General features: G+C 59.9%; 23 protein-coding genes and 1 pseudogene. 15 read left to right on the forward strand and 9 right to left on the reverse strand.

The window, feature by feature from the left end; all coding sequences use genetic code 11:
- Positions 1–16 precede the first annotated feature (16 nt).
- Positions 17–2143, reverse strand: a complete 2127-nt coding sequence (locus ACM6IR_RS13780) for a DUF3141 domain-containing protein (protein ID WP_414908215.1) — start codon at positions 2141–2143, stop codon at positions 17–19.
- Positions 2144–2398: 255 nt separating this feature from the next.
- On the opposite strand from ACM6IR_RS13780, the gene phaP reads away from it, so the two are divergent.
- Entirely contained in the window at positions 2399–2968 is a 570-nt protein-coding gene (gene phaP / locus ACM6IR_RS13785; RefSeq protein ID WP_414908216.1) for a TIGR01841 family phasin, read from the forward strand.
- Positions 2969–3003: 35 nt separating this feature from the next.
- Here phaP and phaR read toward each other — a convergent pair whose 3' ends face one another.
- The 4 genes from phaR to ACM6IR_RS13805 all read right to left on the reverse strand — a co-directional run bounded on the left by phaR (position 3004) and on the right by ACM6IR_RS13805 (position 8696).
- Positions 3004–3525, reverse strand: coding sequence for a polyhydroxyalkanoate synthesis repressor PhaR (phaR, locus tag ACM6IR_RS13790; RefSeq protein WP_414908217.1), 522 nt, complete (start codon positions 3523–3525; stop codon positions 3004–3006).
- A gap of 214 nt (positions 3526–3739) precedes the next feature.
- Positions 3740–5008: an OprD family porin gene (locus ACM6IR_RS13795; protein WP_414908218.1), complete on the reverse strand. Its 1269-nt coding sequence runs from the start codon at positions 5006–5008 to the stop codon at positions 3740–3742.
- A 127-nt stretch (positions 5009–5135) separates the two neighbouring features.
- The gene (locus ACM6IR_RS13800; RefSeq protein WP_414908219.1) at positions 5136–6908 is read right to left on the reverse strand and encodes an acyl-CoA dehydrogenase C-terminal domain-containing protein; all 1773 of its coding nucleotides are present in this window, start codon (positions 6906–6908) and stop codon (positions 5136–5138) included.
- Positions 6909–7073: 165 nt separating this feature from the next.
- Positions 7074–8696 (reverse strand): acyl-CoA synthetase, encoded by a 1623-nt coding sequence (locus ACM6IR_RS13805; protein ID WP_414908220.1) that lies wholly within the window; start codon positions 8694–8696, stop codon positions 7074–7076.
- A gap of 229 nt (positions 8697–8925) precedes the next feature.
- Here ACM6IR_RS13805 and ACM6IR_RS13810 point away from each other — a divergent pair, with 229 nt between their 5' ends.
- The 5 genes from ACM6IR_RS13810 (at position 8926) to ACM6IR_RS13830 (ending at position 15097) form a co-directional block, all read left to right on the forward strand.
- Positions 8926–11202, forward strand: coding sequence for a PAS domain S-box protein (locus ACM6IR_RS13810; RefSeq protein ID WP_414908221.1), 2277 nt, complete (start codon positions 8926–8928; stop codon positions 11200–11202).
- Between the two features lie 4 nt (positions 11203–11206).
- The gene (locus ACM6IR_RS13815) at positions 11207–11842 is read left to right on the forward strand and encodes a response regulator transcription factor (RefSeq protein WP_414908222.1); all 636 of its coding nucleotides are present in this window, start codon (positions 11207–11209) and stop codon (positions 11840–11842) included.
- 78 nt (positions 11843–11920) lie between these two features.
- Positions 11921–12991, forward strand: a complete 1071-nt coding sequence (locus ACM6IR_RS13820) for an AI-2E family transporter (protein WP_414908223.1) — start codon at positions 11921–11923, stop codon at positions 12989–12991.
- Between the two features lie 177 nt (positions 12992–13168).
- Positions 13169–14671 carry an aldehyde dehydrogenase family protein gene (locus ACM6IR_RS13825; protein WP_414908224.1) on the forward strand — a complete coding sequence of 501 codons (1503 nt, stop codon included), beginning with the start codon at positions 13169–13171 and terminating at the stop codon, positions 14669–14671.
- Positions 14672–14746: 75 nt separating this feature from the next.
- Entirely contained in the window at positions 14747–15097 is a 351-nt protein-coding gene (locus ACM6IR_RS13830) for a BON domain-containing protein (protein WP_414908225.1), read from the forward strand.
- A 71-nt stretch (positions 15098–15168) separates the two neighbouring features.
- Here ACM6IR_RS13830 and ACM6IR_RS13835 read toward each other — a convergent pair whose 3' ends face one another.
- A complete protein-coding gene (locus tag ACM6IR_RS13835; RefSeq protein ID WP_414908226.1) occupies positions 15169–15816 on the reverse strand; it encodes an MliC family protein in 648 nt (215 codons plus the stop codon).
- A 164-nt stretch (positions 15817–15980) separates the two neighbouring features.
- Positions 15981–16766, reverse strand: coding sequence for a response regulator transcription factor (locus ACM6IR_RS13840; protein ID WP_414908363.1), 786 nt, complete (start codon positions 16764–16766; stop codon positions 15981–15983).
- A 127-nt stretch (positions 16767–16893) separates the two neighbouring features.
- Here ACM6IR_RS13840 and ACM6IR_RS13845 point away from each other — a divergent pair, with 127 nt between their 5' ends.
- The 3 genes from ACM6IR_RS13845 (at position 16894) to ACM6IR_RS13855 (ending at position 19693) form a co-directional block, all read left to right on the forward strand.
- Complete coding sequence (locus ACM6IR_RS13845; RefSeq protein WP_414908227.1) at positions 16894–17289, forward strand: hypothetical protein; 396 nt, start codon at positions 16894–16896, stop codon at positions 17287–17289.
- Positions 17290–17377: 88 nt separating this feature from the next.
- Positions 17378–18487 (forward strand): polyamine ABC transporter substrate-binding protein, encoded by a 1110-nt coding sequence (locus ACM6IR_RS13850; RefSeq protein WP_414908228.1) that lies wholly within the window; start codon positions 17378–17380, stop codon positions 18485–18487.
- A gap of 81 nt (positions 18488–18568) precedes the next feature.
- Positions 18569–19693, forward strand: coding sequence for a P1 family peptidase (locus ACM6IR_RS13855; protein WP_414908229.1), 1125 nt, complete (start codon positions 18569–18571; stop codon positions 19691–19693).
- Positions 19694–20024: 331 nt separating this feature from the next.
- On the opposite strand, the pseudogene ACM6IR_RS13860 reads toward ACM6IR_RS13855, so the two are convergent.
- Positions 20025–20276 (reverse strand): annotated as a pseudogene (locus ACM6IR_RS13860) (LysR substrate-binding domain-containing protein); the annotation flags it as partial.
- Positions 20277–20480: 204 nt separating this feature from the next.
- Here ACM6IR_RS13860 and ACM6IR_RS13865 point away from each other — a divergent pair.
- The 6 genes from ACM6IR_RS13865 (at position 20481) to otnI (ending at position 25947) form a co-directional block, all read left to right on the forward strand.
- Positions 20481–20648: a hypothetical protein gene (locus ACM6IR_RS13865; RefSeq protein ID WP_414908230.1), complete on the forward strand. Its 168-nt coding sequence runs from the start codon at positions 20481–20483 to the stop codon at positions 20646–20648.
- Positions 20641–21555 carry an L-threonate dehydrogenase gene (gene ltnD, locus ACM6IR_RS13870; protein ID WP_414908231.1) on the forward strand — a complete coding sequence of 305 codons (915 nt, stop codon included), beginning with the start codon at positions 20641–20643 and terminating at the stop codon, positions 21553–21555. Before ACM6IR_RS13865 ends, ltnD begins: the two co-directional genes overlap by 8 nt.
- 10 nt (positions 21556–21565) lie before the next feature.
- Positions 21566–22858 carry a 3-oxo-tetronate kinase gene (gene otnK, locus ACM6IR_RS13875; RefSeq protein ID WP_414908232.1) on the forward strand — a complete coding sequence of 431 codons (1293 nt, stop codon included), beginning with the start codon at positions 21566–21568 and terminating at the stop codon, positions 22856–22858.
- Positions 22855–23493, forward strand: a complete 639-nt coding sequence (locus tag ACM6IR_RS13880; RefSeq protein ID WP_414908233.1) for an aldolase — start codon at positions 22855–22857, stop codon at positions 23491–23493. The genes otnK and ACM6IR_RS13880 overlap by 4 nt, the downstream gene beginning before the upstream one ends.
- A 189-nt stretch (positions 23494–23682) precedes the next feature.
- Positions 23683–25143 (forward strand): SLC13 family permease, encoded by a 1461-nt coding sequence (locus ACM6IR_RS13885; RefSeq protein ID WP_414908234.1) that lies wholly within the window; start codon positions 23683–23685, stop codon positions 25141–25143.
- A gap of 21 nt (positions 25144–25164) precedes the next feature.
- Positions 25165–25947, forward strand: coding sequence for a 2-oxo-tetronate isomerase (gene otnI, locus ACM6IR_RS13890; protein WP_414908235.1), 783 nt, complete (start codon positions 25165–25167; stop codon positions 25945–25947).
- A gap of 52 nt (positions 25948–25999) precedes the next feature.
- Here otnI and ACM6IR_RS13895 read toward each other — a convergent pair whose 3' ends face one another.
- Complete coding sequence (locus ACM6IR_RS13895) at positions 26000–26821, reverse strand: DeoR/GlpR family DNA-binding transcription regulator (RefSeq protein ID WP_414908236.1); 822 nt, start codon at positions 26819–26821, stop codon at positions 26000–26002.
- Between the last annotated feature and the right edge of the window lie 146 nt (positions 26822–26967).

The raw sequence follows: 26967 nt of genomic DNA on the forward strand, positions 1-26967 counted from the left end.
GGTTCTCGTCAGCAATTCAGAGCGGCTTCTTTGCACCTTTCTTGTGTTTGGCCGATTTGTGTACCGGGCTTGCAACCTTGGCCAGTGGTTCAGGGAGTGGCGCCGGAAGGTCGTCTTCGATGGCTTCCACTTCAGCGGGCGGTTGAGTCAGGTTGAAATTGGGTAGCGCAACGTCGAGCGGCGTGTGCAACTCGCTCTGGGACTGGTTTTCAGCGGCAGTGGCTGTCAGCACTGGCGGCAGCGGGTTGTCGTGCAGACGCTCGATCAACGCCTTGTCATGTTGCTCGGCATGGGCCTGAAGATTTCGCCCGGGCGGGTTGCCGCTCAAGCTATTGAGCGCGCCGTACACGCCGTAAAAGCACATCTCCTGGGCGGCATCGCGCAGATCGCGGTAACCGTTCAAGGCATCCTGCATCTGATTGGAAAACAGTGCCTGCCAGGCCAGTAACGGGTTATCCGGGCTGGCGGGATGACGATCCTTGCTCACTTGCGCGGCGCTTCCTGCCAACCACCACATCGCAGGGTTCAAGCTACTCCACATCACTTGCTGTTGATGGAAGGGGTGCGCCTTGCGCATGAGTTCGGCGCTGGGTTCATTGATCAATTGGCGCAGCCATGGACGTATGAACCCGTCGTAAAGGCTGTTGTTGATCGCGGAGGCGCGTTCGACCAGCGCGAATTCGCGATCGTCGTCGCGCGCAGGCTGGACATCGCCATGGATGTCGGCGATCAGGCGGGGTTCAAACCTGACGTCATACTGCGCATCGGCGCTGCCTGACGCGTCCGGCAGATCATCGATGAGCATTTCATACAGCCCGGCGGGCAGGGCGTTGATTGCGTCGACCGCACCAAGCAATTCGCGGTGCTCACGCCGGGCCACTTCGCCGGAAACGAAGATGCCCAAATGGCCGATAGTGGCATGGCGCAAGTAAACGATGGTGCGTCCGGCATTTTGCAAGGCGAGATCGCTGGGGTACACGTCGGTGATCCAGTCCAGCGCTTGTTGCGGGGAGGTGATGTTGTCGCCATACGAGCAGAACACCACCACCGGGACTTCAATCAGCTTGAGGTCAAGCCCGCTGCTTTTACGCCCGAGTCCGCCGGACAGCTGATTGCCGATGAACAAGTCGTCGACGATCATCTCGATCTCCTCGCCATTGAGCAGGGTCGGGCTGCCCCACCAGCGCTCGAAATCGAGAAACCGCGCCGCTTCGCTGTCGACTTCACTGAACAAGTGGTAGTACTTGCCCCACCAGGTGTTGGCCGGGTCCAGGCTTTCGAAATTGCTGACCAGCCAGGTCCCGTCGAATCGGTTATTGCCCAGGTCGCTACCCAGGCGCGCCATCCAGCCACCGCCCAGCAAACCACCGGTGTAGCGCATCGGATTGCGGCCATTGACGCCGGCCCAATACGACAATGGCGCACCGTTGACGATGATCAACCCTGGCAGTTCTGGTCGGGTGGCCGCCAACCCCATCAACGCCCAGCCCGCCTGGCAATTGCCGATTACCACAGGTTTGGCGCTGTCGGGATGTCGCTCGCTGACGACCTCAATGAACCGGGCCTGGGCGTCAACGATGTCCGCGAGGGTTTGCCCAGGGCGTGGCGAGTGGCTGAACGATATGAAGTAGGTGGGGTGGCCGGCACGCAAGCTTTCGCCGATGACCGAGTCCTGCTTGAAGCCGCCGATCCCCGAGCCGTGGCCGCCACGGGGGTCGATGATGATCACTGGCTGTTTTTTGGCATCAATCTGTTGCCCGGGTCCCGCGAGGATCTGTAACAGCGAGTAATTGACCGGGCGCGGCAGGTCTTCGCCGGCGACCAGCCGCTTGTGATTGAACTTCAGTAGCAGCGGGTACCCGGCCTGCTCGTGCGCAAGCATGTTGTCACCGCGTTGACGCAGAGTGTCCCAGAACAGCACGCTGCGTTGGCCGAGATCCGTGAAGTACTCCTGCCAGTCAGCAGACGTTGGCTGTCTGAGTTGCCCCAGGCTTAACGGCGCGAAGGTTTTTGCCTGGCGCTTTTGCACGGCGTCGAGGACGTTGCGGGTATTGAGTTGCTGCAGATGATTGAGGTGGTCGAACAAGCCCGCGGGTGTGGAAATCGCGTCATCGTGCGTTGCAATATTTCCTTCCTGACCCATCGTGATCTCCTGACGCCGTACATGGAGAGCGGTCCGGTTCATCCCTTTACTTAACCAGGGTGAGGTGGGCCGTTCGATTTTCAGGAGTTTATCGTTAATAGAGGCAGGGCAGACAAGTTTTATTTTGCATCGCACAAAAATAGACATTGCCAAATAGTTTTGTGCACTGCAATATCAAGGCTAACGCGATGACTGGCCGGATCGCTGTCGCGTCCTCAGGCCCCTCTGGGCCTTCCAGTACCAGGAGATTCAAGCATGTCTTTTTTCAACTCGGAAAAACTGCAAGCCGCTCAGAAAGCCAACCTCGATCTTTTTCAGCAAATCAGCGGCAAAGTCTTCGCCAGTGTTGAACAGCTCAGCCAGTTGCAGTTCAAGGCACTGCGTGACTCCACCGAAGAGCACTTTGACGGTGTCCGCAAGCTGCTGGCTGTGCGTGATCCACAAGGGTTCGCTGAGCTGCAGGCTTCTTTCACCCAGCCGAGCGCGCAGAGCGAACGTCTGGCCGAGTTCAATCGTCAGGTTCAAGCGCTGATCGTGGGGACGCAGTCGGACATCGCCAAACTGACGTCGAGTCAGGTCGAGGCGGGCACCCAGCAGGTGCAAGAGTTCGTTGAAGCGATCAGCAAGAATGCACCGGCCGGCTCCGAGCCTGTCGTGGCCGCGTTCAAGTCGGGCCTGGCAAATGCCGGTACGGTGTTTGAGAGCGCACAGAAAGCAGTGAAACAGGCTGCCGATTTGGCCCAGAGTGGTTTCGAGAGCGCGACTGCCGCCGCCACAAAAGCCGCCCCGGAAGCAAGCGCCAAGGCCACCAGCGGTAACAAGTAAGTCAAATCAGTACGGCAACACCGATGGCGACGGGATTATTCCCCGTCGCCATTTTTTTTCGTTCCGGAATCGGTATCCGGCTTGCCGCCGAACATGCCGAACAGGTTCTGGGTGTTCAGATAGAGGGCTTTGGACTGGTCGACGTACTGGCGCATCAAATCCTGCATCACCGGCGCTTGCTGGTGCATGAACGTGCTCCAGGCCTCGGATGACTGTGCACCAGTCTGGGATTGAACATCGATGACGGTCTGTATGCTCTTGTCCAGGTAGCTGCCCAGTACACCCTGATACGGGCCGTAGAACTGGATGATCCCCATCAGCATCTCGCTGGTAAAGATTGGCTCACCGCCGCTTTCAGCGTCCAGAATGACTTGCAGCAAGATGCTGCGAGTCAGATCCTCGCCACTCTTGGCATCGACCACCTGAAACGCGATTTTATCGACGACCAATTGGCGTATGTCCGCCAGGGTCAAATGGCTGCTGGTGTGAGTGTCATACAGCCGGCGATTGGGGTACTTCTTGATCAGGCGGGGAGTGTTCCGACTGTTATCTGTCATGCGGGGCGTCTCGTGGCGAGCCTGGTTTGCAGGCATCTTATCCTACTCTCATCTTTGGTGCCCTTGAGGGCCTCTTCGCGAGCAGGCTCGCTCCCACATTGGACAACTCGTCAAGGGTGGGAGCGAGCCTGCTCGCGAAGAGGCCGCGCAAACCCATCAGCAAAAAGGGGACTGCGCCGTCAAGCGAGCCCCCCTTTGTGAAGCCTGAACTGACTCACCAGATCGGCAAGGTGTAACTGACGATCAAACGGTTTTCATCCAGGTCGCTGCCAAAGTTGGTCGAGCGAACCGTCGCGTTGCGCCATTTCACCCCGACGTTTTTCAGTGGCCCACCCTGAATGACGTAACCGATATCGGTGTCACGCTCCCATTCCTTGCCTTCCGGGCGATTGCCGCCCAGATCGATATTGTCGCCGTTGATGTAGCGCGTCATAAAGGTCAGGCCAGGAACGCCAAGGGCCGCAAAGTTGTAGTCGTAACGCGCCTGCCAGGACTTTTCATCCTTGCTGGCGAAGTCGCCGATCTGCACGAAGTTCACCAGGAACGCATCGGTGCCATTGATGTAGGCGAAACCGGTGTCGCCACTCATGCCTTGATAACCCAGACCGAAAGCGTTCCCGCCGAGACTGTAGGTAAACATCGCGCCCAACGCCTTGTTGTCGACATTGCTGCCGCCATTATCCGTGGAGCGGGCAAAGCGCAGATCGGTCTTCAGCGACTGCCCCGGGGTGATTGGCAGCATATACGTCAGGTTCACCATGTGCTGACTGTAGAAATTGTCGAGATGACCGTAGCTGTAGCTCGTGGCGAGGTTGTTGGTCCATTTGTAATTCAGGCTGGCGAAATCGAAACTGTCGCTGCCCAGATGACGGGTCGTAATGCCTTTGGCACCGGTCCGGGTGATCCCCATGTCCTCATAGTTGGAGGAGTCGCGCTGGTTGACCTGCGTCAGTCGCCCGCCATCCACGGTCAAGCCTTCGACTTCCAGGGACGTCAACTGACCGCCCTTGAAGGTTTGCGGCAATAGTCGTGAGTCGTTGGCCAATACCGTCGGCAGTTTGGGCAGCAGCGTGCCGAGTTTCAGCACGCTTTTAGAGGCGCGTACTTTGGCGGTCAGGCCCAGTTCGCCATACTCGTCCTGAGCCCCCTTGCTCGTGTCGCTGTGGCGTTTGAGCAGGCCGGAGCCGGCGCGATCGGGGCTGGAGTCGAGTTTGACGCCGAGCAGGCCAATGGCATCGAAACCGACGCCGACCACGCCCTCCGTGAAACCGGATTCGAAGCGCATCAAAAAGCCCTGCGCCCATTCCTCTTGTTTGGATTGAGGGGGGTTGGCCTGGCGATAGTCGCGGTTGAAATAGAAGTTGCGCAGCTCAAGGCTGGCCTTGCTGTCATTGACAAAATCCGCTGCGGCGGGAGCCGAGAGGCTGATAACACCACCGGCCAGCATCAGTCGGGTCGCCAGATTGCGGGTGTGACGGTCCATCGTGAAGCTCCTTTGTTTTTATTATGCAAAGACAGGTCCCGCAGCCCTCGCCGAATGGGCGAGGGCCTATCGATAAAAAACGCGAACGCCAAAAGTGAGGAGCGCGACGCCGCGTGCGGTTCAATCGTTAGAACTGTTCGGCACTCAGGCCATACAACGAGCCACTGCCGGCGCGAATGGATTGCTCCAGACTCAAAATGCGCGGCAGCAGGCGGTGGATGTAGAAGTCGGCGGTGGCGATCTTTGCGCCGTAAAACTCAGGGTCGTCGCTGTGTTTCTTCTGCGCGACCTGGGCCATGCGCGCCCAAAGCCAGGCGTAGGCGACGTAACCGAACAGATGCAAATACTCCACCGAGGCGGCGCCGACTTCGTTGCGATTGGTGGTGGCCCGCTCCTGCAGCCAGTCGCTCAGGTCCTCCAGGCGTTGCACGGCGTCGAACAGTTGAGCGCTGTAGGGCGCGTCGGGCTGATGAGCGAAGTGGCGAATTTCAGCGGTGAACTGACGCAGGGCGACGCCATTGTCAGCCAGCACTTTGCGCCCGAGCAGGTCCAGTGCCTGGATGCCGTTGGTGCCTTCGTAGATCTGCGCGATACGCACGTCACGGACCAATTGTTCCTGGCCCCATTCGCGGATATAGCCATGGCCACCGAACACTTGCTGACCGTTGATGCAGCTTTCCAGACCGGTGTCGGTGAAGAACGCCTTGGCAATCGGCGTCAGCAGTGCGACCAGGGACTGCGCGGTGTCGCGCTCCTGGGCGTCAGCAGAAAACTTCGCCAGATCGAGTTGCTGGCCGACATAACTGGCGAACGCGCGACCGCCTTCGGTCATCGCTTTCATGCTTAGCAGCATGCGTCGCACATCGGGGTGGACGATGATCGGATCGGCCACTTTATCGGGTGCAATGGCACCGGTTGGCGCGCGACTTTGAACGCGTTCGCGTGCATAGCGCACAGCGCTCTGATAGGACGCCTCGGCACAACCGATGCCCTGAATGCCGATGGACAGGCGTTCGTAGTTCATCATGGTGAACATCGCCGCCAGGCCTTTATTGGCTTCGCCGACCAGCCAGCCGCTGGCGCCGTCGAAGTTCATGACGCAGGTGGCCGAGGCTTTGATGCCCATTTTGTGTTCGATCGAACCGCAACTCACGGCGTTGGCATGACCGAGGGAGCCGTCGGTATTGACCAGCACTTTGGGGACCACAAACAGCGAGATGCCTTTGGGCCCGGCAGGCGCATCCGGCAGTTTGGCCAGCACCAGATGGATGATGTTTTCAGTCAGGTCCTGATCGCCACCAGTGATGAAGATTTTGCTGCCGGTGAGTCTGTAGCTGCCATCGGTCTGAGGTTCGGCGCGGGTGCGGATAATCCCCAGGTCAGTGCCGGCATGGGCTTCAGTCAGACACATGGAACCGGCCCAGCGGCCTTCATACATTGGCGGCAGGTACAGGTTTTTCAGGGTCTCACTGGCGTGGGCATCCAGCGCCAGGCAAGCCCCGGAGCTCAGTGCCGAATACAGCGCAAAGCTCGAGTTGGCGCCGTAAAGCATTTCTTCAAACTGCACGGCCAGCATCTTGGGCATGCCCATGCCGCCGAATTCAGTGTTGCCGGACAGGCCCACCCATCCGCCTTCGATGTAGGTGGCATAGGCCTGCTTGAACCCGACGGGGGTCGTGACCTCACCGTAAACCCAATGCGCGCCTTCTTCGTCGCCACTGCGGTTCAACGGCGCGATCAGGTGGCTGGTGACTTTCGCCGCTTCCTCAAGAATGGCGTCGGCGGTATCGGCATCGACGGTGTCGGCCAGGGCCGGCAAGCGCGCCCACAAGGTCGGGGCGTCGAACACTTCATGCAGGACAAAGCGCATGTCGCGTAGCGGGGCGTTGAATTGGGGCATGACGTAAACCTCAATGGACGGTTGTGCGACAGGCACGGCGCGCTTGAGCGGGCCGTGCCATTTCAATCAATGACTGGAAGCGCTGGCGGCACCGAATTCGGCCTGCACGAACCCGAAGCGGCAGGTAAAGCACCTGCCGCCGGGTGGATCAAACTCAGGTTCGGGTTAGAGGGCTTTGGCCCTGTCGCGCAGAACGTACTTCTGAATCTTGCCGGTGGATGTCTTCGGCAACAGGGTGAAGATCACGGTGCGTGGGACTTTGAAGCCGGCCAGATGTTCGCGGCAAAAACTGATGATGTCCGCCTCGCGTACATCCTGGTGATCGGCTTTCAAGGTGATGAAAGCGCAAGGCGTTTCGCCCCATTTCTCATCGGGACGCGCAACCACTGCCGCCTCCATCACGCCTGGGTGGCGATAGAGCACGCCTTCGAGTTCTATGGTGGAGATGTTCTCGCCGCCGGAGATGATGATGTCTTTGAGTCGGTCCTTGATCTCGACATAACCGTCCGGATGACAGACCGCCAGGTCGCCGGTATGGAACCAGCCGCCGTCGAAGGCTTCAGCGGTGGCGGTCGGGTTCTTCAGGTAGCCCTTCATCACGGTGTTGCCGCGCATGAAGATCTCGCCGATGGTCTGACCGTCACGCGGGGTGGGTTCCAGCGTCGTGGAGTCGCCGACCATCACGCCTTCGAGCGTCGGGTAGCGCACGCCTTGACGGGATTTGATCTGTGCCCGCTCATCCAGGGAAAACTCATCCCATTCGGCATGCCAGGCACACAGCGTCACCGGGCCATAGGTTTCGGTCAGGCCGTAGACGTGTGTGACCTTGATGCCCATTTCTTCTACAGCGCCAATCACTTTGGCCGGCGGTGCGGCGCCTGCGACCATGGCGTTGACCGGGTGGTCGATGGCCGCTTTCGCCGATTCCGGCATGTTAACCAGCGCGTTGAGCACGATCGGCGCGCCGCACAGGTGAGTGACCTGGTGTTCGCGGATCAGCGTGAGGATTTTCTGCGGATCGACGCGACGCAGGAACACGTGCACACCGGCCAGCGCCGTAATGGTCCATGGGTAGCACCAGCCGTTGCAATGGAACATCGGCAGCGTCCAGAGGTACACCGGATGGTTGCCGATGGACCAGGTCATCTGGTTGCCCAATGAGTTCAGGTAAGCGCCGCGATGGTGGTAGACCACGCCTTTCGGGTTCCCGGTGGTGCCGGAGGTGTAGTTCAGCGAGATGGCTTGCCATTCGTTCTCCGGCCATTGCCAGGCGAAGTCCGGGTCGCCTTCAGCGAGCAACGCTTCATAGTCCAGATCGCTGACGGCCTGACCTTCGCCGTACTCCGGGTCGTTGACGTCGATGACCAGCGGCGGGTGATCCAGCATGCCGATCGCTGCGTGAATCACGCTATGGAACTCACGGTCGGTGATCAGCACCCTGGCCTCGCCATGCTGCAGCATGAAGGCAATGGCTTCGGCATCCAGGCGCACGTTGAGCGGGTTGAGCACTGCGCCAATCATCGGTACGCCGAAATGCACTTCAAGCATCTCGGGAATATTGGGCAGCATCACCGCCACGGTGTCGTTCTTGCCGATGCCGCGACCAGCCAACGCCGAGGCCAGGCGGCGGCAACGGGTGTAGGTCTGCGCCCACGTACGGCGAATCGAGCCATGGATGACAGCGGGGTAGTTCGGGTAAACGCTGGCGGTACGCTCAATGAAGCTGAGCGGAGACAAGGCAATGTGATTGACAGCCGTAGGGCCTAGCCCTTGTTCATAGATCGACATGACGGGTACTCGGTGGCTGATTGTTAGCTCTATTGGTGGCCTTTCAGCTTAGCCGCTGAGGTCACCTTTTATGTCCGGTGTGATTTATATAACAATTGCTCATCTATATGGAAGTACAACCTATGGCGTATAGGAAATGTACTATATTTAATTCTTGCTGATCCAAATGGCTGCAGTCATACCGCTAAGGTCGGTATATCCTTATCTCCCCTTACGAAGCGGACCTGTGATGACCCTGACTCCCGTTCGATTGCACAGCTGGTTGCGCCTGCAGCGCGAGGGTGTGCCGCTGGCCGCTCGGGCCGATGCCTTGTGCCGTGCGTTGCAGGAGTGTCCAGAGGTGCGCCGGGCGGTTTATTTGAGCTGGCAACCCCATGCGCGGATTTACAGCCATGAAGGCTCTGCCCAGCATTTTCCACCGGGCCAGGGTGACCCTGCGCTGGCGAGTGATGAGTTGTTGTTCGATGGATTGGTTGAGGCCGGACGTCTGGACCTGGAGCAAGTCCGTCAACTCGATTGCTGGCTGTCCGGTCGGTTGCGCCGGGCCGCGATCAGCCATGGCCAGGTGTTTAATCTGGCGCTACAGCCAGGGCAGCCGGGGTTGCTGTTGGTGGAAGTGTGCGAGGGCGTGAGTTTCGATTGGTTGGGTTGGGTGCAGGACTTGCTGACCACCTTGCTGAGTAGCGTCAATGGCATGCTGCGCGGCTCACCGCTGTTGGGGCACGATCCGCAGCCGAGCCTGTTACTCGATGCACAGGGTCGACCGCTGGAGTTCAACGCGGCGCTGTTGGCATTGCTCGCTGAAAAACCGCTGACCGATGTGCTGGGCTTTTTACCGGTGAATCACCGGGTGCTGGTGCGCGCGTGTCTGGACCAGCAACGTGCCATCGAAGGCGTCGAAGCTCAATTCGAAACGCGGATACTGATCTGGACGTTTATTCCCGATCCCCAGGACAACCGCGTGCTCGCGCGCTGCCGCGATGCCACCGTACAAGTGCTGGCCGAGCGTGAAGCGGCCACGGCACGACGGCTGTATCGGCTGATCATCGAGAACACCACCGACCTGATTTCCCGGCATACCCCGGACGGGCGCTTTCTCGATGCGTCGCCCGCGTCCTGGACGTTGCTCGGCTATTGGCCCGAAGAATTGCGCGGCAAAATGGCCCAGGGTTTGTTCCATGGCCAGGACCTCGCCAACCTGGTGCAGCGCGCGCGGGACGCATTGGAGCAGGACGGCTATCACACCATGACGTATCGCATCCGCCATCGTGCCGGGCATTACCTGTGGTTCGAAACCGCCAGCCGGGCGATCCGTGAAACCTATACCGGCGCGGTCGTCGAAGTGGTCAGCGTCTCCCGGGATATCACTGCAAGGGTGCAGGCCGAAGAGAACAAACGGCGCCTGGCGGAAGTGGTCGAGGCCAACATCGACCCGGTGTTGTTCATCGATCCCGAGGGGCAGGTTACTTACCTGAACCCCGCGGCGCGGCGCATCCTCGGGATCGACGAGCAACAACCGATGCCGGCCCTGGCCGAGTTATTCGCCAGCGCCGACCTGACACGTTTGCAACGGGACGGCTGGAGCAGCGCCGAACGTGAGGGTGTCTGGAGCACCGACGCACGCTTGCAACCGCCGGGTGGCGGCACGTCCGTGCCGGTGTCGCTGGTGTTGCTGGCGCACCGTTCGGCGGGGGGCGAGCGCTATTACTCGTTGGTGGCGCGGGACATGACCGAGCGTGAACTGCGCGAAGTGCAACAGCGCCGCCATCAGGACGAACTGGCGCACACCGCGCGGTTGGTCACGTTGGGTGAACTCGCTTCGGGCATCGCCCACGAAATCAATCAGCCGCTGGCGGCCGTGGTCAATTATGCCAATGCCAGCCAGCGTTACCTGCAGACACTGGACTCCAATCCTCAAGCGGCCGAACGCGTGGCGCAAGGACTGCAACGCATCACCCATCACGCCACCCATGCCTCGGAAGTGATCAAGCGGTTGCGGGCGTTTCTGCGCAAGGGGCAGCGGCGCATGCAGGCGCTGAATTTTACCGACGTCGCCCGCGAGGCTGTGCGTTTATGTGCCTGGGAAGCGAGCAATTGCCAAGTGACAATCGAGGATCGGCTGCCGGATAATCTGCCGCCCGTTTATGCCGACCGGGTGTTGCTGGAGCAGGTGCTGCTCAATCTGCTGCGCAATGCTATCGATGCCAACCGCGAACAACATCCGGGACAGCCTTCGCTGATCGTGATGGCGGCGGAGCAGGGCGGTGGCGCTACCGTGGAAATCAGTGTGCAAGACCAGGGGCCGGGCGTCAGCGAGTCCGAGCTTGAGCAGATATTTACCCCGTTCTATACCAGCAAGGCCGACGGCCTGGGGCTTGGCTTGTCCATGAGCCGCAGTATCATCGAAGGGTTCGGTGGTGAATTGCAGGCCCGGCGTCAGTCTGTCGGACTGCTGATGTGTTGCTGCTTGCCGCTCGCCGGCCCAACAAAACAACAACAGGAATAATGCAATGGCAGGTGTGACGGAGCACGTGGTGTACGTGGTCGACGATGACCAGGGGATGCTCGATTCAACGGTTTGGCTGTTGGAGTCGGTCGGGCTCAAGGCGTTGCCGTTTACCAGTGGTGTCGAGTTTCTCAATGCCTGCGATGCCTCGCTCGATGCCTGTGTGCTGCTGGATGTGCGCATGCCGGGCATGGGGGGGTTGAATGTCCAGGAAGAAATGCGTGTGCGCCAGTTGAACCTGCCGATCATCTTCGTCAGCGGGCACGCCGATGTGCCGATTGTAGTGCGCGCCTTCAAGGCCGGCGCCCATGACTTCATCGAGAAACCCTATAACGAGCAGTTGCTGCTGGACAGCGTGCAACAGGCGCTCAGCAACTGCGCGAGCCACCGCTCAGGTAACCAGGGCCACGACGCCTTGCAGGCGCGCTTGCTCACACTGACACCCCGGGAGCGTGATGTGTTGCTGCCGCTGGTGCAGGGTTACACCACCCGTGAAATCGCCGAGCAACTGGGCGTGAGCGCAAAAACCGTCGACCTGTACCGCTCGCGCGTGATGAAGCGCATGCAGGCCAATACGTTGCCGGATCTGGTGGGCATGGCTATCGCGGCTGAAATGGTGGATCCACTAAAACTGCGTTGAACCGTCACGCTGTGTATTTGGCGTCTATGCTGGGCTAACCGATCCCCAACCTTTGCAGCGACCTGCAAGGAGGCAGCCATGGTGCCCTCGTCGACCCCTGAAAAATCCTTCTCCCGAGACCTGCTCAATGTGCTAATTCGCGCCGGGCTGATTGTGGTTCTGGTGCTGTTCTGCTTCGAGATATTCCGTCCGTTCCGTGACTTGATGCTGTGGTCGGTGATCCTGGCGATCACCCTTTATCCCCTGCAAAAGCGGCTCATGGGCCCGCTGGGGCATAAAGAAGGGCTTATTGCCACGCTGATTGTGTTGATCTCCATCATTATTCTCATGGTGCCGATCTACCTGTTGGGTACCTCGATCGCAGACTCGGTCCAGAACACGATGAGCACGGTCAAGGCCGGCGATTTTCAAATTGCTCCACCGCCCGATTCAATCGCCGGCTTGCCGTTGGTGGGTAAGCGTCTATCCGGAATCTGGCTGCAAGCCTCCATTGATCTGCCGGGGCTGACACAGAAGTACTTACCGCAAATAAAAGACGTCAGCCTGACCCTGCTAAGCAAGATTGCCGGTGTCGGCATGGGGTTTCTCACCTTTATCTTTGCCTTGATAATTGCTGGCATCTTCATGGCCTATGGTGAAGCGGGTAGCCGCAGTGCCGTGCAGATCGCCTCGCGCGTCAGCGATCCAGGCAAAGGGGCGAAAATCGCCGAACTGTGCACGGCCACCATCCGGGCGGTCGCGTTGGGGGTGGTGGGCATCGCCTTCATTCAGATGCTGCTGGTGGGCGTCGGTTTCGTGATGAAGGGGGTGCCGGGGGCCGGTTTGCTGGCGCTCGGGGTGTTGTTGCTCGGTATCTTGCAGTTGCCGGCGACGCTGATTACGGTGCCCGTGATTGCGTTTGTGTTTGCCACTGAAGGGGCCAGCACGGCGACCATCATCTTTGCCATCTATGTATTCGTCGCCGGGCTGGTCGATAACGTACTCAAACCGTTGTTGTTGGGACGCGGAGTGGATGTGCCGATGCCGGTGGTGCTGATCGGCGCCTTGGGCGGCATGGTCACCGGCGGGATCATCGGGCTGTTCATCGGCCCCGTGGTGCTTGCGGTCGGCTATCAGTTGTTCTGGCAATGGGTGGAGGACGCGCCGTAGGCGCCTGAAAGTCCTGACTTGTTTGACAGGCCGCTATGGACGAAGCCAAATCGCCGTCCTGCGGACTGACCCAATCTTCCAGGCAGGAGAGGGGGGCGGCAACCGGTGGCGGGCTGATGACGCTGAATGGCTTTTCCTATACATTTTCCAGCCGCCCCCTGCATGGTGAACCGCTTCATGTCTCTTGCGCTCGAACGTCTAATCGCTGGCACGCCGATCCCGTTTGCCGGTAATCGTGTCACCGTGGTCAGCCCCGAACTGGCAGCGCGCTTTCAGCCCGGCGACCATCTTCTGGTGGAACAGGTCAGTGGCGAATTGTTGCTGGTTCCCGTCGCCGACCAGAAAGCGGCGGCGGTGGCGATCGAGCGGGCCGAAGCGGCCTTTACGGCGATGTCCGCTGTGTCGGATCAGGCGATCAGCGCGTTCTTCGACTGTTTTGCCCAACGTCTGGAAAATCCGGACTGCTGGGCGTTGATCGAGGCTGCCAACCTGGCCGACATCGAGTGGGCCATCTCGCGTGGACGTTCAACCACACGGTTGCTCGCCGATGACCGCATGCGCCGTGACATGATCGCCGGTCTGCGGGCCTGGCGCGATGCATCGGCCACGCGCGGCAAAGTCATCAGTTGCGTCGAGCATGACGGCTGGAAAGTCGAGCAAGTGGTCTCGCCCCTGGGCATCGTCGCGTTCGTCTTCGAAGGCCGGCCAAACGTCTTCGCCGATGCCGCTGGCGTATTGCGCACCGGCAACACCGCCGTACTGCGCATTGGCAGCGATGCGTTGGGCACGGCGCAAGCCATCGTTACTCACGCATTGAACCCGGCACTGAGTGACGCCGGGTTGCCGGCGGGCGCAGTGTCGCTGGTGGAAAGCGTCAACCACGCCGCTGGTTGGGCGATGTTCGCCGACCGGCGTCTGTCGCTGGCCGTGGCCCGTGGTTCGGGTCGCGCCGTCAGTCAACTGGGCAGCATCGCGCAGCAAGCGGGCACCGCCGTCAGCCTGCACGGCACCGGTGGCGCCTGGTTGATCGCCGATAAGGACGCTGACGCCAAGCGTTTCGCCGCGGTGGTGCGCCATTCCCTGGACCGCAAAGTCTGTAACACCCTGAATGTCTGCCTGATTCACCGCGATCGCGCGGCCGAACTGGTGCCATTGTTTCTGGACGCCTTGCAACAGTCGGGCGCCGCACGGGAAGAGGGCTGCAAGTTGCACATCGTCGAGGGCAGCGAATCGTATTTGCCCGGCAATTGGCTGACCGAAACGGTCGACGTCTACCGTGCTGACGGCTACCAGACCGAAGCGTTGGCCGAACCGCTGCCCGAAAGTCAGTTGGGCCGCGAATGGGAATGGGAGGAAACCCCGGAAGTCAGCCTCAAGATCGTCGACGACCTGGACACGGCGATCGCCTTGTTCAATCGCTACAGCCCGCAATTCACCGTGTCGCTGATCAGTGAAGACGGTGTCGCGCACGAGCGTTTCTACAACGCGGTCAACGCACCTTTTGTCGGCAACGGCATCACCCGCTGGGTCGATGGCCAGTACGCGCTGAACAAGCCGGAACTGGGGCTTTCGAACTGGGAGAGTGGTCGGTTGTTTGCTCGCAGCGCCATTCTCTCGGGAGATGGGGTGTTCACCATCCGCAGTCGCATGACTCAGACCGATCTTTCGGTCAAACGCTGAGCATCCTGACCGCAGGTGAGTGCCGCACTATACTTAGTAGGTGTTTGTGTCTGTGATTCGAGAGAGGGGTCTGCCATGAAACTTCAATCCTTTAAGCATTACTCTGATCAACTGGAAACAGTCGCTCACGACGCGTGGATTACCGCCCGGGTGAAATCGGCCCTGGCACTGGGCGAGCCGACCCTTGGCCTGCAGATCCACGTCAAAACCTATGCGGGTACGGTGGCGTTGAGCGGTCGCGTCAACACCCATAAACAGTGTGAGCAGGCTGTTGCACTGGCCCGCACGGTGCCCGGTGTCGTTGAAATCGATGCCCGGGAGTTGCTGACTCACGTGTTCACGCCTGGCAGTGTTCCAACACCGCCCAACGCCGAGGAAAACGTGGAGAGTCGCGCACAATCGTCTGAAAAACCGGACGACAAATGAAGCACACCCGTTGAGTCGATGCGGCTTCCCTGTGAACCGGGGGGCCGTATCGATTGTTATGCGCCATAAAATCAGCCGGCCGGCTCGGCCGTACAACTCATTTGCGCTGAGCCCGGTTTCTGGAAAAGGACCACATCGCCGTCTTGCCGGAAGCGATAGCTCCCGTGGTAATCCTTGCCCGTGTATTGGGTTCCGGAATCACTCGGCACCTGGTTCAGGGTGACCGAGGCGTTCGCCCATTTCAGGTACACGACACCCGGTTGCGTGGTAAAGAAGGTGGCGGCAATCGGCGCGTTAAGCCCCGTACAACGAAAAGCCAGGGGGCCTTCGGTGAGTCTGTCCGGGTCCTTGGTTCGCACAATGGCCGAGCCTTGGCGTAGCTGGTGGGCGCGCTCGGCATAACTGCGGATCGTGCACGCCTTGGGCTCCCGATCGGAGGCACACTGATTGCGGGCGTCGATCCAGAACTGCTGGTCGATCATGACTTTGTCTGGACGTGGTACGGAATGTTCATCCGTGAGCGCCAGGCGATAAAGACGTGTCAATTCGATATCCATTTGCGCCAGTTGCGAATCGCGACAAATCAGCTTTTCGATGGATGCCCTTGCCGTGGTGCAGTCGAAGCTGGTCTTGAAGGACGCTGCGTTCGCACAGGGGCTTGTCACCGCGAACACACTGGCAGTGACCAGACAGGCAAGAAGGGCTGTGACCGTTTTCATGTGGGCATTACCCAGATCATGACGAGTAGACAGAACTGAAGATCAAAGAATGCGCTACTGCATCACAGGCTGAAACTGTATTTTTGACTTTTTCAATTCGGCCTCATCTCGGCATAAAGTTGCGGAAAATTCAATACCGCCACCGTCCCTCGCTAGCGGCGACCTCAGCTCTGCGCGTTCAGAAACAGTGAGAACAGCTCGGTCTGAGATTTAATCCCGAGTTTGCTGTACATGTGCTTGCGGTGGACCTTCACGGTCTCGGCGGAAATCGCCAGCTTGCGCGCGATCTCCTTGTTCGAACAGCCGCTGAGCATTAGCCGACCCACTTCCAGTTCGCGGGCCGAGAGCGGCGATTCCAACTGCTGGTCAGTGGCGTCCAGCCAGTTATGCCAGCGGGGTGTCGGCGCCGGGGGCTGCTCCGGCACCTCTTGTTCGAACGCCATGCGCTGCCGCATCAGGGCGGCGACCCAGGACTGGATGAGGCTGAGCAAGGCGATCTGCTCTGGACTGAAGCGGCCCTCGCTTCCCAGCGACAGGCTGAGGGTGCGTTCCGCGTCCAGCTGGACGTTGATGTGCACTTCGTCGGCAACGACATTGAGGCGGAAATAGCGTTGGTAATAGTCGGTCTGCTCGAAGCACTCCGGCGCCACATCAGTCAGCCAAAATAAACCGGTCTGCGGTGCTTCCCGGTTGGCCTGGTAAAAGGGGTCGAGCAGGTACAGGCCTTTGAGGTAGTCCTGAAAGAGCGGATCCGGCCCGCCATCCTTGCCGGGGCATTCGGCGAGCACCTGCGGCCGCCCATTGCTGAAAATCAGCACGACCCAGCTGTCCACCGGAATGTATCGGTCCAGCAGACGCACCAGTGACAGCCAGAAAACAGGACGGTCAAGTGTTTCAATCAGCCTGCCAACTGCCTGGTGCCAGGCCATGTCCTGCAAGGTCATGCTCACGTTTCTACCCATACGGGGTTACCCCATCGATGTGATTACTTTCTGTTTTGTGGCTCTCCATACTCCATCCAGCCCTGGCAGGTGCTGTGCAGTTTGGCGAGCCCACATACACGTGAAAGGATCACCGATGAAGATTGAACTCGTACAACTTACCGGTCGCGATGGCGACACCGCTTATAACCTAGACCGTACCTTGCAGGCCATCGCTACCTGTGCAGAGGATACCGATCTGCTGATATTTCCAGAAACCCAGTTGATGGGATTCGCCAGCGCGGTGATGGTCAATCGCGTCGGCGACGGCGACGAAGGCCTGGTTTTTGCCGGTGGGAGTACAGCAATCGATCCCTTCGGGCGCACGCTCTTCGAAGCGGGGCGTGCAGAGTGCCGTCAGGTGGTAGAGCTGGACCTCGAGCTGCTGCGCACGGCCCGCCGCGACTATGACGACCTCAGTGACCGCCGTCTGCTCCTGACCGGCAAGCAGATCGAGCACGAAGATGGTCGCCGTGAACTACTGATCCCCTGATTTCATCCCAACCACAACAATAATTCACACATTAGCAGGAGCAGTGCGGGTGTCCTTGGACCCGGCGCTAAAGCTCTGGAGCATCCCGATGAAACCGACTCGTTATATGCAATTCGCGCTGGCCTCACTGTTCAGTTTCGGCCTGGTCTGCGCCGAGGCCGATGACGCTGCCAAGCCCAGTGTTCATATCTACAACTGGTATGACTACATTGCCCCGAATACGGTGAAAGACTTCCAGAAAGAAGCGGGCATCAACGCTGTGTACGATGTGTTCGACAACAGCGACGTCATGCAAAGCAAATTGATGGCAGGACGAAGTGGCTATGACGTAGTGGTCGCCAGTGCCGACCTGCTACCGAACCTGATCAAGGCGGGTGTGCTCAAGAAGCTGGATCGCAGCAAGTTGCCCAACTGGTCCCATCTCGACCCTGGCATCCTCGCCAAGTTGCAGACCAACGATCCCGGAAACAGCTATGCGGCCCCGTATCTGTGGGGTACCACTGGCATCGGCTATGACGCGGACAAGGTTAAATCGATCCTCGGCCCGGATGCGCCAGTGAATTCCTGGGACCTGATTTTCAAGGAAGAAAACCTGGCCAAGCTGAGTCAATGCGGTGTGGCCATGCTTGACGCTCCCAGCGAGATCATTCCCATCGCGTTGCACTACCTTGGATTGCCCTATAACAGCCAGAACCCGGAGGATTACAAAAAAGCCGAGCAACTGCTACTGAAACTGCGTCCTCATATCGCCTACTTCGATTCTTCCAAGTTCATCTCTGATTTGGCCAACGGCAACGTCTGCGTCGTGCTTGGCTGGGCCGGGGGTGTCTCTGATGCACAAAAAGCTGCCGAACTTGCTGGCAGTGGACGCCACCTCGTCTACAGCATTCCACGTGAAGGTGCTCCGGTGTGGGTGGAGAGTCTGGTGCAACTCAACGATGCGCCGAACCCGGAACAAGGATTGGCCTTCATCAACTACATGCTGCGCCCCGAAGTCATCGCTGAGTCATCCAACTACCTGAGCTATCCGAACGCCAACAAGGATGCCACCGCGCTTGTCGAGCAGAAAATCCGCGACAACCCCGGGGTATATCCGTCCAAGGAAGTGTTGGACACGCTTTTTCCGCTTGAACCACTCCCGCTGAAGATGGAGCGCGTGCGCACCCGTGCGTGGAACACGGTCAAGACCGGCGCTTGATTGGCAGACTCGGCTCTGCTGCCGACTAACCAATCGCTTTCCTCAAACACATCAAATAAGACCCGGATTATGAAAGAGACGATGAAACCACGTGCCCGCGACCTGAACATTCAGTTCGGCCAACTGCAACCCGGCCCCCTCAATGCCATCACCGACGTGCCCGGCGTACGGGTCGGCCACAGCAATGTGCGAGGACGCACCGCCAACGGCCGCGACATCCTGACCGGCGTCACCCTGATCGAACCGCGTGCCGGTTCCACCAGCGAGCAACCGTGCTTCGCCGGCGTCCATGTGTTGAACGGCAACGGCGATGCCACCGGTCTGGAGTGGATTCGCGAGGCGGGACTGTTGACCAGCCCGATCGCCTTCACCAACACCCACAGCCTGGGCGTGGTGCGCGATGCGCTGATTGTGCTGGACCGTGAGCATCAGCCGGATGACGGGCGCCTCTACTGGAACATGCCCGTGGTGCTGGAGACTTACGACGGCTTGCTCAACGACATCAACGGCTTTCATGTGAAACCCGAACACGTGGCCGAAGCCCTGCGCTCGGCGGCGAGCGGCCCGGTCACTGAAGGGGCCGTGGGCGGTGGCAGCGGTATGATCTGTCACGAATTCAAGGGCGGAATCGGCACGGCTTCGCGGCGTCTGAGCGCTGCCCAGGGCGGTTGGACCGTTGGCGCCATCGTTCAGGCCAACCACGGCATCCGCAATGAATTGCGCGTCGATGGCTACCCCGTCGGACGCTACATGGAACAGGTCGATTCGCCATTTCTAAAAGCGTCGCTGCCGCACCCGGGCATGGGCTCGATCGTGGTTTGCCTGGCCACCGATGCGCCGTTGCTGCCGCACCAATGCACGCGCCTGGCGCAGCGTGCCAGCCTCGGCCTCGCCCGTACCGGCGGCGGTAATGAAGACCACAGCGGTGACATTTTCATCGCCTTCGCCACCGGCAATCAGCACGTGCCGCCGGCTGCTTACGAGAGTAAGCGCGCGCCAACCACCGACAACCTGAGCATGGTCAACAACGACCACATCAGCGAATTGTTCCTGGCCGCCACCGAAGCTGTGGAGGAAGCCATCATCAATGCCTTGCTGGCCGCTGATACCGCCGAAGGCAACGGGCATGCAGTGCCGGGGCTGGATGCCGAGACGCTGCTCAAAGCCTTGCATCAGGCGGGCTGGCCGGGAGCGGCGCACGGCTAACTGATTGGGGCGGTGCGCTCGCTTCGCGGTCGTGCCGCCTGTCAGTTAAGACGTAACACGATCTGTAGCAGCTGGCGAAGCCTGCGTTCGGCTGCGCCAGCAGTCGTGAAACCTGAGCGCGAGGTCTTCCTGAAACCCCGCATCGCCTGATTTCACGACTGCTACGCAGCCGAACGCAGGCTTCGCCAGCTGCTACCAAGATTGTGTTTTGCCTGAGATTTCCTATGCGTGCTCACCTTCTTTAGTCTCCCTTATTTGGACGTCAAGACTTTCGGATTGGAGTTGCCCCAGATCGTGTACAGGTCAGCGGGCAGTTTTCGTATCTGATCCATCAACGCCGTGACGACAGTTGCTGCGGCGCAAGAAAGGCATCGTGGAAGTAATCGCGCATGGCCTGCATAGCCGGGGTAAAGACGCGCTCGCGGTGCCAGGCCAGGCCGACGCTCATGGGCGTTACCGAATCGCTCAGTGTCACGGTTTCGATGCGCTTGCCCTCCAGGGACCAAGGGCGGTGCACCAGGTCCGAAAGGATCGCCACGTCGATGCCTCTGGCTCCTGCACCAGGCACAGCTTGGCAGTCGCTGCGCACCACCCTCATGCCTTTTCCTCATGACTCAGCTAAACGACTGTCTCCCGTAGGGAGCGCAGCAGCGCTTCTTCCTGCGTGGCGAAAGCAGTGTTAAAAAATGTTATATAGAAAAAATACTTCACATAATCCGTTCATTGGTGGATGATCGTTCCAGCCGGTATGACAACCTGACAACACGATTGAAACAGGATTGCCTTGATGTTCGATGAGATCCCGACTCACGTGCTGAATCACAGCGCCCCTCTGGGGGTTTACCCGCTCGGTGCTGATCCGGTCTACCGCAGCCCTATCTACAACGCGGCTAACGTCTGCGCCTTGCAGGCGTGGAAGCAGTCGCTGCTTTCCTCTGGAGTACCCCATGAATAACAAGAGTGTCGGTGTTGTCGGTGTTGTCGGTCTGGGCGCGATGGGGCTGGGCATTGCCCGCTCGTTGTTGCGCAGCGGTTTCAATGTGCATGCCTGTGATGTGCGTGCTGGCGTAACAGAACAGTTCGCCGGGGAGGGCGGTGTGGCTTGCCCGTCACCCTCGCACATGGCCGCTGAGTGTGACGTGATCATTACCGTGGTGGTCAATGCCGAGCAGACCGAGACCGTCTTGTTCGGTGAGGGTGGTGCCGTGGCCGCATTGCGGCCTGGCAGTCTGGTGATTGGCTGCGCCACCGTAGCCCCGACTTACGCGGTGGATCTGGGCCAGCGCCTGGCCGCGCTAGGCCTGCTGTATCTGGATGCACCGATTTCCGGTGGCGCCGCCAAGGCTGCCGCTGGCGAGATGACCATGATGACCTCGGGCCCGGCCGACGCCTATACCAAGGCTGATTCGATCCTGGCGGGCATGGCCGGCAAGATTTATCGCCTGGGTGACGTTCATGGCCTGGGTTCGAAGGTCAAAATCATCAACCAGCTCCTCGCCGGTGTGCATATTGCCGCCGCTGCCGAAGCCATGGCGCTGGGCCTGCGTGAAGGGGTCGATGCCGATGCACTCTACGAGGTGATCACCCATAGCGCCGGTAATTCCTGGATGTTCGAAAACCGCGTGCCGCACATTCTCAAGGCTGACTACACACCCCTGTCCGCGGTGGATATTTTCGTCAAGGATCTGGGCCTGGTACTGGATACCGCCCGGGCCAGCAAATTCCCGCTGCCGCTGTCGGCCACCGCTCACCAGATGTTCATGCAGGCATCCAGCGCCGGCTTCGGCCGTGAGGACGATTCGGCGGTGATCAAGATTTTCCCGGGCATCACATTGCCGACTGCCAAGCCTGAGTCCGTTTGAGGAACACCCCATGACTACATCCACCGCACGCCCGCTGCTGGGCTGCATCGCCGACGATTTCACCGGTGCCACGGACCTGGCCAACATGCTGGTGCGCGGCGGTATGCGCACCGTGCAAAGCATCGGCATCCCGAGCGCGCAAGTGACGGCCGGGCTTGACGCCGATGCGATCGTCATTGCCCTGAAGTCGCGTACCACGCCGGTCGCCGAAGCGGTCGAGCAGTCCCTCGCCGCGCTGGCCTGGCTGCGCGAACAAGGCTGCGAGCAGATCTTTTTCAAGTATTGCTCGACGTTCGACTCCACCGCAGCCGGCAATATCGGCCAGGTCAGCGAAGCGCTGCTGGGCGCACTGGGCAGCGACTTCACCCTGGCCTGCCCGGCGTTCCCGGAGAATGGCCGGACAATCTTCCGCGGCCACTTGTTTGTGCAGGATCAGTTACTCAGCGATTCGGGCATGCAACATCACCCGCTGACGCCGATGACCGATGCCAATCTGGTTCGGGTCCTGCAATCGCAGACCCGCCTGAATGTAGGCCTGTTGCGCTACGACACCATTGCAGGCGGCACAGAGCAAGTGCGGGCACGCATTGCAGAGCTGAGAACTCAAGGTGTCGGCATAGCAATCGCTGATGCCTTGTCGGACAGCGATCTGTACACCCTCGGTGCAGCCTGCGCCGATCTGCCGTTGTTGACGGGTGGTTCAGGTCTGGCCTTGGGCTTACCGGAAAATTTCCGGCGCGCCGGCAAACTGCGTAACCTCGATGCTTCGAAACTCCCCGCGGTGTCCGGCAGGGAAGTGGTGTTGGCCGGTAGTGCTTCGATCGCCACCAATGGACAAGTGGCGGCCTGGCTCGAAGCCGGCCGGCCGGCCTTGCGAATTGATCCTTTGGCCTTGGCTACAGGTGAGCCGGTGGTGGCGCAAGCCTTGTCCTTTGCTCGTGATAACGACCAAACCGTGTTGATCTACGCCACCAGCTCACCCGATGAGGTCAAGTCGGTGCAACAGCAACTGGGTATCGAGCACGCTGGAAGTCTGGTGGAAAAAGCCTTTGGCGAAATTGCACAAGGACTGCGCCAGAGCGGAGTGCGCCGTTTCGTGATCGCCGGTGGAGAAACCTCGGGCGCGGTGGTTCAGGCATTGGGCGTACAGCTGCTGCAAATCGGCGCGCAGATCGACCCGGGGGTGCCGGCAACCGTCAGCAATACTGACGAACCTTTGGCGCTGGCACTCAAATCGGGCAACTTCGGTGGTCGGGATTTCTTCAGTAAAGCCTTGAACCAACTCGCCGGAGGTGTGCAGTGAGTAACGAAAACGCCTTGCGCGAAGAAATCTGTGAGGTTGGCCGCAGTCTTTACCAGCGCGGTTATACGGTTGGCAGCGCTGGCAATATCAGCGCGCGCCTGGACGATGGTTGGTTGATCACGCCGACTGATGTCTGCCTCGGGCGACTCGATCCGGCGACCATAGCCAAGGTCAACCTGGCCGGCGAATGGGTGTCCGGTGACAAACCCTCGAAGACGTTGGCGCTGCATCGCCAGGTCTATGACCGCAACCCGACTGTCGGCGGCGTGGTGCATACCCACTCCACCCATCTGGTGGCGTTGACGCTGGCCGGTGTCTGGCAGGCGGACGACATTCTGCCGCCGTTGACGCCCTATCAGGTCATGAAGGTCGGGCATATTCCGTTGATTGGCTACCAGCGACCCGGTTCTGCGAAAGTGGCCAAACAGGTCGCCCAACTGGCCAACAGCGTCCGCGGTGTGATGCTTGAGCGGCTTGGCCCGGTGGTCTGGGAAAGTTCGGTGTCCCGGGCCAGCTACGCCCTGGAAGAACTCGAGGAAACTGCGCGGCTCTGGCTGATGAGCAATCCCAAACCGCAACCCCTCGACCAGACAGCATTGGACGAATTGCGCGAGACCTTCGGCGCGCACTGGTAAAACCCTGGCTTAACACGACAGATCGACACCGCAGGCCCGGTCCGGGGGGCGCACAGCGACTCTCGACGGACGCGGCTTGCCTGAAAAAACAATAACAACAGGAAATCCAAACATGACTGACCTTCACGGCGGTACTTTCAGTTCCAGTTGCAGGACCTTCGCGCCCATCCAGCGTGGAGGGCCTGTGCAATGAGCCCGTTAATCCTGATGATTACTGCCGGGGTGGGCATCGCGCTGTTGTTGTTCCTGGTGCTCAAGTACAAGTTCCAACCCTTCGTGGCCTTGATGCTGGTGAGCATTCTGGTGGCGCTGGTGGCCGGCGTGAAGCCGGTCGATCTGGTCGCCACCATCGAAGGCGGCATGGGCAAGACCTTGGGGCATATCGCGATCATCATCGCCCTGGGCGCGATGATCGGACGGATCATCGAGCTCTCCGGAGGTGCCGAGGCGCTGGCCAAGACGCTGATTTCTCGTTTCGGCAACCGGCGTACGCCCCTGGCGTTGACGATTGCCGGCTTCATGGTCGGGGTACCGGTGTTCTTCGAAGTGGGCGTGATCATCCTCATGCCCCTGGCCTATAGCGTCGCTCGCAGTGCGCGTAAGCCGCTGTTGGTGTTTGCGCTGCCGATGTGTGCTGCCTTGTTGACCGTACACGCCTTTCTGCCGCCACACCCGGGCGCAGTGGCCGCTGCCAGTCAGTTGGGTGCGGACCTGGGCCGCGTGCTGATGTTCGGTTTGCCGATGACCGCGCTGCTTTGCTATGTCGGCTACCGTGTGGCCGGACGCATGACGCGTCGGGTGTACCCGATGACCGACGATATTCGTGCCGAGGTCTACGGTCCGCATGTCACCAATGAAGACCTGGCCGCCTGGTCCAATGGCAACGACAAAGGCACTGCGCAAGCTGCCGTGGCCGTGTCCCACATGGGCCTGGAAGAGTCCATCAGCAGCATCGTTTCCAAGTTGCCGCCGGCACCGGCACCGGGATTCGGGCTGATCGTCAGTCTGATCCTGCTCCCGATCATTCTGATTCTGCTGGGGACTCTGTCCACCTCATTGCTGCCTGCCGATTCGATTCTGCGCGGCATCATGACGGTGCTCGGCGCACCGCTGGTGGCGCTGCTGATCGACACCTTACTGTGTGCCTGGTTGCTGGGTTCGCGTCGGGGCTGGAGTCGTACTCAGGTGTCCGACGTGATCGGTTCGGCCTTGCCCGGTGTGGCCATGGTGATCCTGATAGCCGGTGCCGGCGGGGTGTTTGGCAAGGTGCTGGTGGATACCGGCATCGGTGCCGTGGTCTCCGATATGTTGCGCACAACCGGTTTGCCGGTGCTGGCGCTGGGCTTTCTGCTGACCCTGCTGTTGCGCGCGGTCCAAGGCTCGACCACGGTGGCGCTGGTGACCACTGCCGGCATCATCAGCCCGCTGATTGCGACCCTCAATCTCACCCCGAACCACATGGCTCTGTTGTGCCTGGCCATGGGGGGTGGCGGGTTGGCCATGTCCCATATCAATGATGCCGGTTACTGGATCTTCACCAAGCTGTCCGGACTGAATGTGGCTGACGGCTTGCGTACCTGGACGGTGTTGACCACCTTGCTCGGTACCTTGGGTTTCTGTATTACCCTGCTGATCTGGCCCTTTGTCTAACCTTTAATCTCAGGAGCTACCATGCCTCGTTTTGCTGCCAATCTCAGCATGCTCTACCCCGAACATGAGTTTCTGGATCGCTTCGCCGCCGCGGCGGCTGATGGTTTCGAAGCGGTGGAATACCTGTTTCCCTACGACCACAGTGCTGAAGAACTCAAGCAACGCTTGAGCGACAACGGCCTGGTACAGGCACTGTTCAACGCGCCACCCGGTAATTGGGCGGCGGGCGAGCGGGGCACGGTGTCGTTGCCGGGCCGGGAGAGTGAATTTCGCAGTGGTTTTGATCGCGCCCTGGAATACGCCAGCGTGTTGGGTAACTCACGCATCCATGTCATGGCCGGCCTGCTGCCCTCCGAGAATGACCGGGCACGGCATCACGGCATTTACCTGGAAAACCTCGGCTACGCCACCACTCAGGCGGCCAAGGTCGGGATCACGGTATTGCTAGAACCGATCAATACGCGGGACATGCCAGGCTTTTTCCTCAACCGGCAGGACCAGGCCCAAACCATCTGCAAGGAAGTGGGCGCCAGTAACCTGAAGGTGCAGTTCGATTGTTATCACTGCCAAATCGTCGAGGGAGACCTGGCCACTAAACTTCGTCGGGACTTCGACGGAATCGGCCATATCCAGATCGCCGGCGTGCCGGACCGGCATGAACCCGATCTGGGAGAAGTCAACTATCCGTATCTGTTCGAGCTGATCGACCAGTTGGGTTATGACGGCTGGGTAGGGTGCGAATACCGGCCGCGAGGCAATACGTCTGCCGGCTTGCAGTGGTTGCGGGACTGGAAAGCGCGCTAAGCGCAAAGGGGAAGGGGAACACGGGCTGTACTCGATGCAGGCGTCCGTTGTTTCAGACCGGGGGGCTGTCAGACGGCAGCATCAGCTCGACACCCTGCTTGCGAATGCTATCGGCCGCGGCAGGGGTCAACGCGTCGTCGCTGAGGATGATGTCGAACTGTTCGAGCCCGGCGATCCTGTACATGCTGAACGTGCCGTACTTCGAACTGCTGGCCACCAGCACCACTTGCGAAGCCGATTGCATCGCGACTTGCTTGACTTCCACCTTCAGCGCCGAAGGCGTGGTGAGGCCGCGGCGCAAATCCCAGGAACTGGTAGAGATAAAGGCAATATCGGTGACGACTTGACGCAAGGTGGCAACCGCCAGACCGCCCACGCACGATTGATTGGAGTGATCCAGCTGCCCGCCGGTATGAATCACCGTGACATGCGGTGCTTCGATCAGCGCCTGGACAATGCCGAAGTCGTTAGTCACCACGGTCATGCCGGACAGCGCCTTGATGTAAGGGACGATTTCCAGTGTGCTGGTTCCCGCATCCAGGTAGATCGTCATATCGGCATGCAGTAGTCGAGCGGCGAGCCTGGCCATGGCCTGCTTCTGTGGCAACTCGACCACCGCCTTGAACTGATGGCTGGGCTCACTATGGAGCTGGCTGGCGATCCGTACTCCTCCCGTTACCGAGTAAGCACGACCTTCCTGCTCCAGCAACGCGATATCGCGGCGTATGGTCATGTGCGAACAGTCAAACATTTCCATCAGTTGATGAACGCTCAGCACCTGATGCTTGCGCAACTGTCGCAGCATCAATTCACGGCGCTGTTCAGGAATCATCGGTGCGCCGCTATCGACGGCGATGTCCTTTTGATTAGGCATTCGGGCTCCAAAATAAGCAAAGCTGACGGTAAAGGTAACGGTTAAACATAGTAGCGAATCTGTGACTGGATCAGTAGCGCGACGATGCGACGGCCCCGGGCGCGACTGTGAGCAGACGGCCGAACCTTCAACCTGGGGGCGAGCGC

The sequence above is a fragment of the Pseudomonas sp. IT-P253 genome, assembly GCF_949768125.1.
Lineage (GTDB): Bacteria > Pseudomonadota > Gammaproteobacteria > Pseudomonadales > Pseudomonadaceae > Aquipseudomonas.